Origin of the sequence: Marinobacter salexigens (assembly GCF_018860765.1) — a bacterium.
GTDB classification, from domain to species: Bacteria; Pseudomonadota; Gammaproteobacteria; order Pseudomonadales; family Oleiphilaceae; genus Marinobacter; species Marinobacter salexigens_A.
In genome coordinates this window covers 307,740-315,896 of sequence record NZ_JAHKPV010000019.1, presented here as the reverse complement: position 1 = coordinate 315,896, position 8,157 = coordinate 307,740, and the positions used below count along the sequence as shown (strand labels likewise).

General features: G+C 53.4%; 7 protein-coding genes. 3 read left to right on the top strand and 4 right to left on the bottom strand.

Annotated elements, in window-relative coordinates; translation table 11 throughout:
• Positions 1-90: 90 nt before the first annotated feature.
• From KO508_RS12035 to KO508_RS12020, 4 genes are all read right to left on the bottom strand, one after another.
• Positions 91-1,257 carry an isovaleryl-CoA dehydrogenase gene (locus tag KO508_RS12035; protein ID WP_216008548.1) on the bottom strand — a complete coding sequence of 389 codons (1,167 nt, stop codon included), beginning with the start codon at positions 1,255-1,257 and terminating at the stop codon, positions 91-93.
• 59 nt (positions 1,258-1,316) lie between these two features.
• Complete coding sequence (locus tag KO508_RS12030) at positions 1,317-1,772, bottom strand: MerR family transcriptional regulator (RefSeq protein WP_216008547.1); 456 nt, start codon at positions 1,770-1,772, stop codon at positions 1,317-1,319.
• Positions 1,773-2,000: 228 nt separating this feature from the next.
• Entirely contained in the window at positions 2,001-3,584 is a 1,584-nt protein-coding gene (locus KO508_RS12025) for a fatty acyl-CoA synthetase (protein ID WP_216008546.1), read from the bottom strand.
• A 133-nt stretch (positions 3,585-3,717) separates the two neighbouring features.
• The gene (locus KO508_RS12020) at positions 3,718-4,731 is read right to left on the bottom strand and encodes an AraC family transcriptional regulator (RefSeq protein ID WP_216008545.1); all 1,014 of its coding nucleotides are present in this window, start codon (positions 4,729-4,731) and stop codon (positions 3,718-3,720) included.
• Positions 4,732-4,891: 160 nt separating this feature from the next.
• On the opposite strand from KO508_RS12020, the gene KO508_RS12015 reads away from it, so the two are divergent.
• From KO508_RS12015 to KO508_RS12005, 3 genes are all read left to right on the top strand, one after another.
• A complete protein-coding gene (locus tag KO508_RS12015; RefSeq protein ID WP_216008544.1) occupies positions 4,892-6,034 on the top strand; it encodes an acyl-CoA dehydrogenase family protein in 1,143 nt (380 codons plus the stop codon).
• 49 nt (positions 6,035-6,083) lie between these two features.
• Positions 6,084-7,271, top strand: coding sequence for a beta-ketothiolase BktB (gene bktB, locus KO508_RS12010; RefSeq protein WP_216008543.1), 1,188 nt, complete (start codon positions 6,084-6,086; stop codon positions 7,269-7,271).
• Positions 7,272-7,379: 108 nt separating this feature from the next.
• Positions 7,380-8,141, top strand: coding sequence for an SDR family NAD(P)-dependent oxidoreductase (locus tag KO508_RS12005; RefSeq protein ID WP_216008542.1), 762 nt, complete (start codon positions 7,380-7,382; stop codon positions 8,139-8,141).
• The last annotated feature ends 16 nt before the right edge of the window (positions 8,142-8,157 follow it).

The following is an 8,157-nucleotide window of genomic DNA, read 5'->3' as shown; positions in this document are numbered from 1 at the left end:
GAACGACACCCCGCCAGTCCCTTGTCAAACTTGGGTGCTGGCTTCCGCCGGACAAGTGGGCCGAGGAAGCCTAAGGCTCGAACCTGCTGTTTAGTTGTTCAGGAACAGTTCCCGACCGATCAGCATGCGCCGAATTTCGGATGTGCCCGCGCCGATTTCATAAAGCTTGGCATCCCGCAACAATCGGCCCGTGGGGTATTCGTTGATGTAACCGTTGCCGCCCAGAAGCTGGATGGCGTCCAGAGCCAGTTTTGTGGCCATTTCGGCTGAGTAGAGAATTGCACCAGCGGAGTCTTTGCGGGTGGTTTCGCCGCGGTCGGCAGACTGGGCCACCATGTAAACGTAGGACTTGGCGGTGTTCATGAAGGTGTACATGTCGGCAATTTTGCCCTGAACCAGTTGGAATTCGCCGATGGCTTTTTCGAACTGTTTGCGCTCGCGAACGTAGGGGATCACAACGTCCATGGCGGCTTGCATAATGCCTAGCGGGCCACCCGCTAGTACGAGGCGTTCGTAGTCTAGGCCGCTCATGAGTACTTTTGCGCCTTTGCCTACTTCGCCCAGTACGTTCTCTTTGGGCACTTTGCAGTCTTGGAAGACCAGTTCGCAGGTGTTGGAGCCGCGCATGCCGAGTTTGTCGAGTTTCTGGTGTCGACTGAAGCCTTCGTAGTCGCGTTCTACGATGAAGGCGGTGACGCCCTTTGAGCCAGCTTTTACGTCGGTTTTTGCGTAGATGACGTACACGTGGGCGTCGGGGCCGTTGGTGATCCACATTTTGTTGCCGTTCAGCACGTAGTGGTCGCCGGCGTCTTTAGCGTTGAGTTTCATGGAGATAACGTCGGAGCCGGCGTTGGGCTCAGACATTGCCAATGCGCCAATGTGGTCGCCGCTGACGAGTTTGGGTAGGTATTTTTGTTTTTGCTCTTCGGTTCCGTTTCTATGTATCTGGTTTACGCATAGGTTGGAGTGGGCGCCGTAAGACAGGCCAACGGAGGCTGATGCGCGGCTGATTTCTTCCACGGCAATCACGTGTGCGAGGTAACCCATGCCTGAGCCGCCATAAGCTTCGTCCACCGTAATACCCAGAAGGCCCATGTCGCCGAATTTTTTCCAGAGATCCATGGGGAACTCGTTGGTGCGGTCGATTTCTTCGGCGCGGGGGGCGATTTCAGATGCAGCGAATCCGTTGATTTGCTCGCGCAGCATGTCGAGTGTTTCGCCAAGGCCGAAGTTGAGTTCTGAGTATTGTGATTTCATGCTTGGTTGCCTTTTATTCTGCCAGATATGTGGTTAGAAATAGGTTGTGTGGCCAGAGGTCAATTGTTGTCCGTTTTTTTAGCAACATTCTCTGGCTCGTCATTAGCCGGAGCTTGTTGTTTTTTCTTTTTCTGCAATTCGGTGAGGGCTTCACGACAACGGGCCTCGGCGGTGTCGATTTCCATTTCTGCCATGGCTATGTCGCTTTTCTGCTGTTCCATGTGAGCGCGCTTGTTGCCCAATATAGTCAGCATTTTTAGTAGCTGTTTTTCGTTTCCGGTAGGGGTTTCATCCCACAGATCGAAAAGTTCTCTGGTTTCGGCAAGTGAAAAGCCCATGCGCTTTCCCCGGAGGATCAGCTTTAGGCGCACTTTGTCTTTGGTGCTGAATATGCGCGTTTGCCCGCGCCGTGTCGGTTTTAGCAGCCCCTGATCTTCATAAAAACGGATGCTTCGCGTTGTTACGTCAAACTCGCTGGAGAGTTCGCCGATACTGAATGTTCTTTTTTGAATCATGGCGGTTTCCTTCTTTTAGTCTAGATTAGAGTAAGTTTACGTTAACGTAAAGTATTTGGTGGGGCGAAAGAGGTCTTAATGTGGCCTGACGGAATTAGGCGAAGTTATTGCGCGTAATGGAGGGCACTTAGTAAAGGGCCCTAGTGACGGAGAGAATATCAGACGGCAGGCAGTTGGTCAGGCTCTCCACGAGAAGAAAGAGAGCCTGACGTCTTCGGAGTATGAGCGTTACGAGAAGTCTTCTCTTAGCTTCCTTTTTAACAGCTTGCCCGCGGTGTTCTTGGGTAGCTGATCTGCAAAATGAATATGTTTCGGCACCTTGAAGCTTGCGAGTTTTGAGCGCGCATGGCTCATTAAGGCGCCTGAATCTTCAGTGTGTCCGTCTTTGAGCACGACAACCGCGCAGATAGCTTCAATCCACTTTTCATCGGGCACGCCAATCACAGCAACTTCAGCCACGGACTCATGTTGGTACAGCGCTTCTTCCACGTCACGGCTGGCAACCAGAACACCGCCGGTATTCACCACGTCTTTAATGCGGTCAACGATGTAAATGTAGCCCTCTTCATCCTGATAGCCCAGGTCGCCAGAATGGAACCAGCCGTCGTTGAAGGCTTCTTCGGTTGCTTCGGGTTTGGCCCAGTAACCGACCATCAGTTGAGGGGACCGGTGCACCAGTTCACCTTGCTCGCCAGACTTGCAGTCTTTGCCCGTCACCGGGTCGACTATGCGGGTCATTACAGTTTGCATGGGGCGGCCAGCAGAAGATGGCCGGTCAACATGTTCTTCCGGGAGTAAAACGGTTGCCAGTGGTGCAATTTCACTTTGGCCGTAACAGTTGTAGAGACCTGCGCCCGGTAGTTTTTCACCCAGTTCTTTCACGACCTGTCCAGGCATGATAGATGCGCCATAGTAGAGTTTGTCCATGTGCTGGAGTTTGTCCTGACTGAATCCCGGGTTCTGCAGCAGTGCAATCCATACGGTGGGTGGCGCAAAGAAAGTATTGAGTTGTTCACGGGCCAATAGCCCGAGAATAGCGTCAGGCGTTGGCGTGTTGATCAGTCGGCTGTAGCCACCGCTGAGCAGCATTGGCATGGAAAACACATGCATTTGCGCAGAGTGGTAAAGAGGCAAAGCTGCGAGAGAGCGGTCGCTGACACGGATGTTCAAATGGTACTGGCAGGCACTGTAGTGGCTCATTAACGAGCGGTGCGTGTGCATGGCGCCTTTGGGGTCGGACGTCGTGCCGGAGGTATAGAGTATCTGCACAACATCTGTGTCTGAAAGCTCTAGCTCCGGTGCCGTGTCTTCACCCGCCGCAAGTGCGAGTTTTAGCGCGTCCGGGTTGTTCTCACTGTGGCCTCCGTGAAGAGACCCGTAGATGCCAACCTCCACAGTGCTTTTAACTTCATCTACTTGAGGTTGCAGATCCGTATCGAAAAACAAGGCTTTGCAGCCAGATTGGTTCACTACATAGGTCAGCTCTTTACCAATGAGCGCGTAGTTAACAGGCACGTGAATAAGCCCGGCTTTTGTGCAGGCAAGCCAAAGTAACAGGTAGGCATCAGAGTTTTTACCATAAGCGCCAACACGATCGCCTTTGGTGAGTCCAAGCCCAATAAGGCGGTGGGCCAGACGGTTTGAGGCTGTGTGAATGTCAGAGTAGGTCCAGATCCGATCTTCGAATGCCAGAGCTGTGCGCTTGCCATGAGTGCGGGCGGAGCGGGCTAGGGCATCACCTATGGTGTTGCGCAGTGCACGGGCAATACCCGCTGGCAGAGAGCTGGAGGCCGTTGTGCTATGGGTATTCATTCAAGTACCTCTGTTGGTGTTTTTATACTGGTATGGCTGGCATTAACGCAGACAAGCACTGGCTCGGGGAATGACCTGTCAGGTCGAAAAAATTGACCCAATCGGCCAAGTAATTGCTTTTTTCACATGGTTGTCAGCCAGCCCATTGCGAGGGAGATTTGCCCGTCCAGCGCTTGAAGGCGCGGCAGAATGAGGCGGTTTCTGAGAAGCCAACCCGCTCGCTGATGTCTGCCACGCTGAGGTTTTCTGTGCTCATGAGTTTGATTGCATACTCCCTGCGCAGACTGTTTTTGATCAGACGCAGAGAGGTGCCTTCTTCCTGTAACTTGCGGCCTATACTTCTGGGCGTCATGTGCAGCAGTTCTGCAATTTCAGCAAGGCTGGGCATGTTGTTCAGGTTCTGGCTTGCCAGCAAGGCGCGAACACGGTTGCGTAGGCTGTCGTCGATATCGGGCCTGTGCAGGATGTAGGCTGGCGCTTCCTTCAGGAACACCTCCAGCTCTGCTTCGCTCCGGGTTATGGGGAGTTGCAGGTACTTTTCATGCAATGAAAATCCGCATACCGGCTCGTTAAACTTCAACTCCGCCGGGAACATAGCGCGATACTCGTTAACATGTTTCGGCGCGGGGTAACTGAAGCAGGTTGTGGCGAACGGGATCTGCTGGTCTACCAGCCAGCAGGCGAACCGTTGCCACATAAGAAGCAGAAATTCCTGCAGCATGTGGTCTGTATCCTGGCTGGCATCTTCGAGACTAAGGCGGAAAAGCACCAGTTTGTTGCTGTCGCTTTCGCCCAGACCGATATCGACGTTGTTGCAGGCGACGGTGTATACCCGGGCGCTTTTGCGCAATACGGCCCCTAGAGACGCTGAGCCAAGGCAGTAGTCTGCCATCAACGCGAAGGTGCCGTTTTTGCAGGGGCTTGTTGAAAGCCCCATAAATTCATCGCGGGTTGCTCGCCACACGCTCTTAATTAACTGGGTGAGCTGTTGCTCTGTAATGAGTTGCTCGGGCTTGCTGATCCAGTCGGCTGGAATCCCTGCCTTGCCCAGAAGGGTGTCTTTGCTCAACCCTTGTCTTTCGGCCCCGCGAATGGAAGCTTGCAGGTAGTGGTTGGCGATGTGGGGTACGGATTGCGGTTTCGGCATATATACGGATGATCAGGTGCGTATTGTGTCAATTTTTTCGGCTTGTACGGCCATTCCCGACGAGCAGGATAACCCTTTAAATGATTGGCTGCCTGAATAATCAGATGACCAATGGGTTTGTTGATAGGTTTGCTAATTAAAGTTACTTGAGAGGTTATCTATGTCCGGACACCAAGAAGATACCGCGCTGTTTCATGAAATGATCAACCGGGTCTTAGATAAGGAAATCGCGCCACACTACGAACAGTGGGAGGAACAATCTGCAATCCCGCGCTCGGTTTGGAATACACTGGGGCAAGCCGGCATGCTCGGTATTGATATGCCGGAAGAGTACGGAGGCGCGGCTGCCAGCTTCGAAATCTCACAGCTGGCGATCTCAGAAATAGCTCGCAAGGGCTTTGGCGGTCTGGCCGGTGGCTACAACATTCACGCCAATATAGTTATGCCCTATCTTCTGCACCTTGGTACGCAGGCCCAGAAACAGCACTATCTCCCAGCGATGATTCGCGGCGATATTCTCAGTGCAATAGCTATGACCGAGCCGAATGCCGGTAGCGATCTGGCGGCTATGCGCACCACCGCGCAGCGTACGGAAAAAGGTTATGTGCTCAATGGTGCCAAGGTATTTATTACCAATGGTTTGCACGCCGAATTGGTGATTGTGTGTGCCAAAACCGATCCCCAAGCCGGTGCGAAAGGTGTTTCCCTGTTTCTTGTGGATGCCAGCTTGCCCGGGTTTTCCCGCGGGAAAGGTATTCGTAAAATTGGTCAGCATGCCAGCGATACGGCAGAGCTTTTTTTCTCTGATCTTTTGGTACCCCATGATGCACTGCTTGGTGAGGAGGGCAGGGGCTTTGCTTATCTCATGCAGGAGTTACCCCGGGAACGTTTGGGGGTAGGCGCACAAGCGGTGGGTGCAACTGAGGGCGTGCTGGCGCTGACTCTGGATTATGTGCAACAACGCCACGCCTTTGGTCAGCGGGTTGCGGATTTCCAGAATACCCGGTTCAAACTGGCTGAGGCCAAGGCACGGCTTGAGGTAGCGAAAGCCTATTTGAATCAATGCATCGGAAGCTACCTTAAAGGCGAAATGGGGCCAACGGAAGCCGCCATTCTCAAATTGATGCTTACGGAAATGCAGTGCGATATCGCCAATGAGTGCTTGCAGCTATTTGGGGGCTACGGGTATACCCTGGAGTACCCTGTATCGCGATTCTTCGTAGACGCCCGTGTGCAGACAATCTATGCCGGCACATCCGAAATTATGAAAGAAGTTATTGCCCGCTCCATGTTGGGTAAATAGATTATGCGTTTTGTGGAATTCCAGTCATCCAGATATTGAGGAAAAAGTAATGAAACTTACTGATGTTGTCATTCTCGACGGTGCCCGTACTGCCATTGGTGGTTTTGGCGGCAGCCTGAGTTCCCTGAGCCCAGCTGAGCTTGGAACATTCGCAGCTAAGGAGGCGATTAGCCGCTCTGGCGTGCCTGCGGAAGACATCGATCATTCGGTGTTTGGTCACATTATTCCAACTGGCCCGGCCGATGCTTACGTAGCCCGCCACATCGGCCTGAACTCCGGCCTGCAGAAAGGCTCTGCTGCATTCAACGTAAACCGCCTTTGTGGTTCCGGCGTGCAGTCGGTTATCAGTGCCGCACAGATGATCATTATGGGTGACAGTCAGATTGCTCTGGCTGGAGGCACTGAAATCATGAGCCAGGGCGCCTATGTTCTGCCCAACGTTCGCAAAGGTTTGCGGATGGGTGACGGGAAAGCGGTTGATATGACTCTGGGAACGCTCACCGACCCGTTTGGCAGTGGCCACATGGGCATGACGGCAGAGCGTATTGCGGAAAAATACGGCCTAACCCGCGAAGATTTGGATGCCTTCTCCGCAGAAAGCCACCGTCGGGCCAGCCAAGCTATTGAACAAGGATACTTTGAAGAACAAATCGTACCGGTAACCGTAAAGCAGGGGCGAAAAGAGGTTGTTTTCGAACAGGATGAGCATGTGCGCGCGGGCACCACAGCAGAGAGCCTTGGAGGTTTGAAACCGGCCTTCACAAAAGACGGCATCGTTACTCCAGGTAATGCTTCAGGCATTAATGATGGCGCCGCCGCCATGGTGCTGACCAGCGCAGCGGAAGCGGAAAAGCGCGGCCTCAAAGCCCGTGCACGCATTGTGGGCTATGCCTTTGCCGGGGTAGACCCGAGTGTGATGGGGCTTGGACCCATCCCTGCGGTGCGGACCGTACTGGAGAAAACCGGACTCAGCGTGGCCGATCTGGATGTGATCGAGTCTAACGAAGCTTTTGCAGCGCAAGCGTTGGCTGTAAGCAAGGAGTTGGGCTTGTCAGCGGATAAGGTTAACCCGAACGGCGGTGCCGTTGCGATGGGCCATCCAGTGGGCGCAACCGGCTCCATTCTTATCATTAAAACCCTTGCTGAACTTGAGCGCACCGGCGGACGCTATGGCCTTATAACCATGTGCATCGGCGGTGGTCAGGGAATTGCGTTGATCGTTGAGCGCATTAACTGATGTAACACACAGATTTCTTTTTAAAGCTGAATTGGTTACAGTTTACGTTAACGTAAACATTGATGGGGCCAGTTCAGCCTATAACACCCAGTTTGAAGGGAGAAGTTGATGGAATTTAATAATGTACCAGCCATTGTGACAGGTGGCGCCTCAGGACTTGGCGAGGGCGCGGCCCGGGCGCTGGCTGCTGCTGGCTGTAAAGTAGCAATCTTTGATCTGCAAAAAGAGCAGGGTGAGAAGGTTGCAGCGGATATAGGCGGAATTTTTGTGCACTGCGACGTGAGCTCGGCTGAAAGCGCGGAAGCGGCAATAGCTGCTGCCCGTGAAGCCCATGGCCTTTGTGGCATTGCTGTGAGTTGCGCAGGCATTGGCCCCGCGGCCAAGATTCTGGGGCGCGATGGTGTTATGCCGCTAGAGAGCTTCAGTAAGGTTATACAGATTAACCTGATTGGCACCTTCAACATTCTAAGGCTTGCTGCTGCTGATATGGCCCAGCGCGAACCAAATGCTGACGGCGAACGCGGTGTGATCATCAACACGGCATCAGTGGCGGCTTACGAGGGACAAATAGGGCAAGCAGCCTACAGTGCTTCGAAAGGTGGGGTTGTGGGTTTAACGATCCAGTCGGCTCGTGAACTTGCCCGCGAAGGCATTCGTGTAAACACCATTGCACCAGGCCTGTTCATGACTCCTATGATGTCCGGCATGCCGCAAGAGGTTCAGGACAGCTTGGCGGCAACTCTGCCGTTCCCGAAACGCCTGGGCGAGCCTGCTGAATTTGGCATGATGGTAGACCAGATGGTGCGTAACCCCATTTTAAACGGCGAAACCATCCGGCTGGACTGCGCTTTGCGCATGGCGCCTAAATAAATCCAATACCCTTTAA

Bases quoted from the DNA above. Each gene is read 5' to 3' on its own strand.
- KO508_RS12035 (WP_216008548.1), bottom strand. From the start codon at position 1,257: ATGAAATCACAATACTCAGAACTCAACTTCGGCCTTGGCGAAACACTC.
- bktB (WP_216008543.1), top strand. From the start codon at position 6,084: ATGAAACTTACTGATGTTGTCATTCTCGACGGTGCCCGTACTGCCATT.
- KO508_RS12030 (WP_216008547.1), bottom strand. From the start codon at position 1,772: ATGATTCAAAAAAGAACATTCAGTATCGGCGAACTCTCCAGCGAGTTT.
- KO508_RS12015 (WP_216008544.1), top strand. From the start codon at position 4,892: ATGTCCGGACACCAAGAAGATACCGCGCTGTTTCATGAAATGATCAAC.
- KO508_RS12020 (WP_216008545.1), bottom strand. From the start codon at position 4,731: ATGCCGAAACCGCAATCCGTACCCCACATCGCCAACCACTACCTGCAA.
- KO508_RS12025 (WP_216008546.1), bottom strand. From the start codon at position 3,584: ATGAATACCCATAGCACAACGGCCTCCAGCTCTCTGCCAGCGGGTATT.
- KO508_RS12005 (WP_216008542.1), top strand. From the start codon at position 7,380: ATGGAATTTAATAATGTACCAGCCATTGTGACAGGTGGCGCCTCAGGA.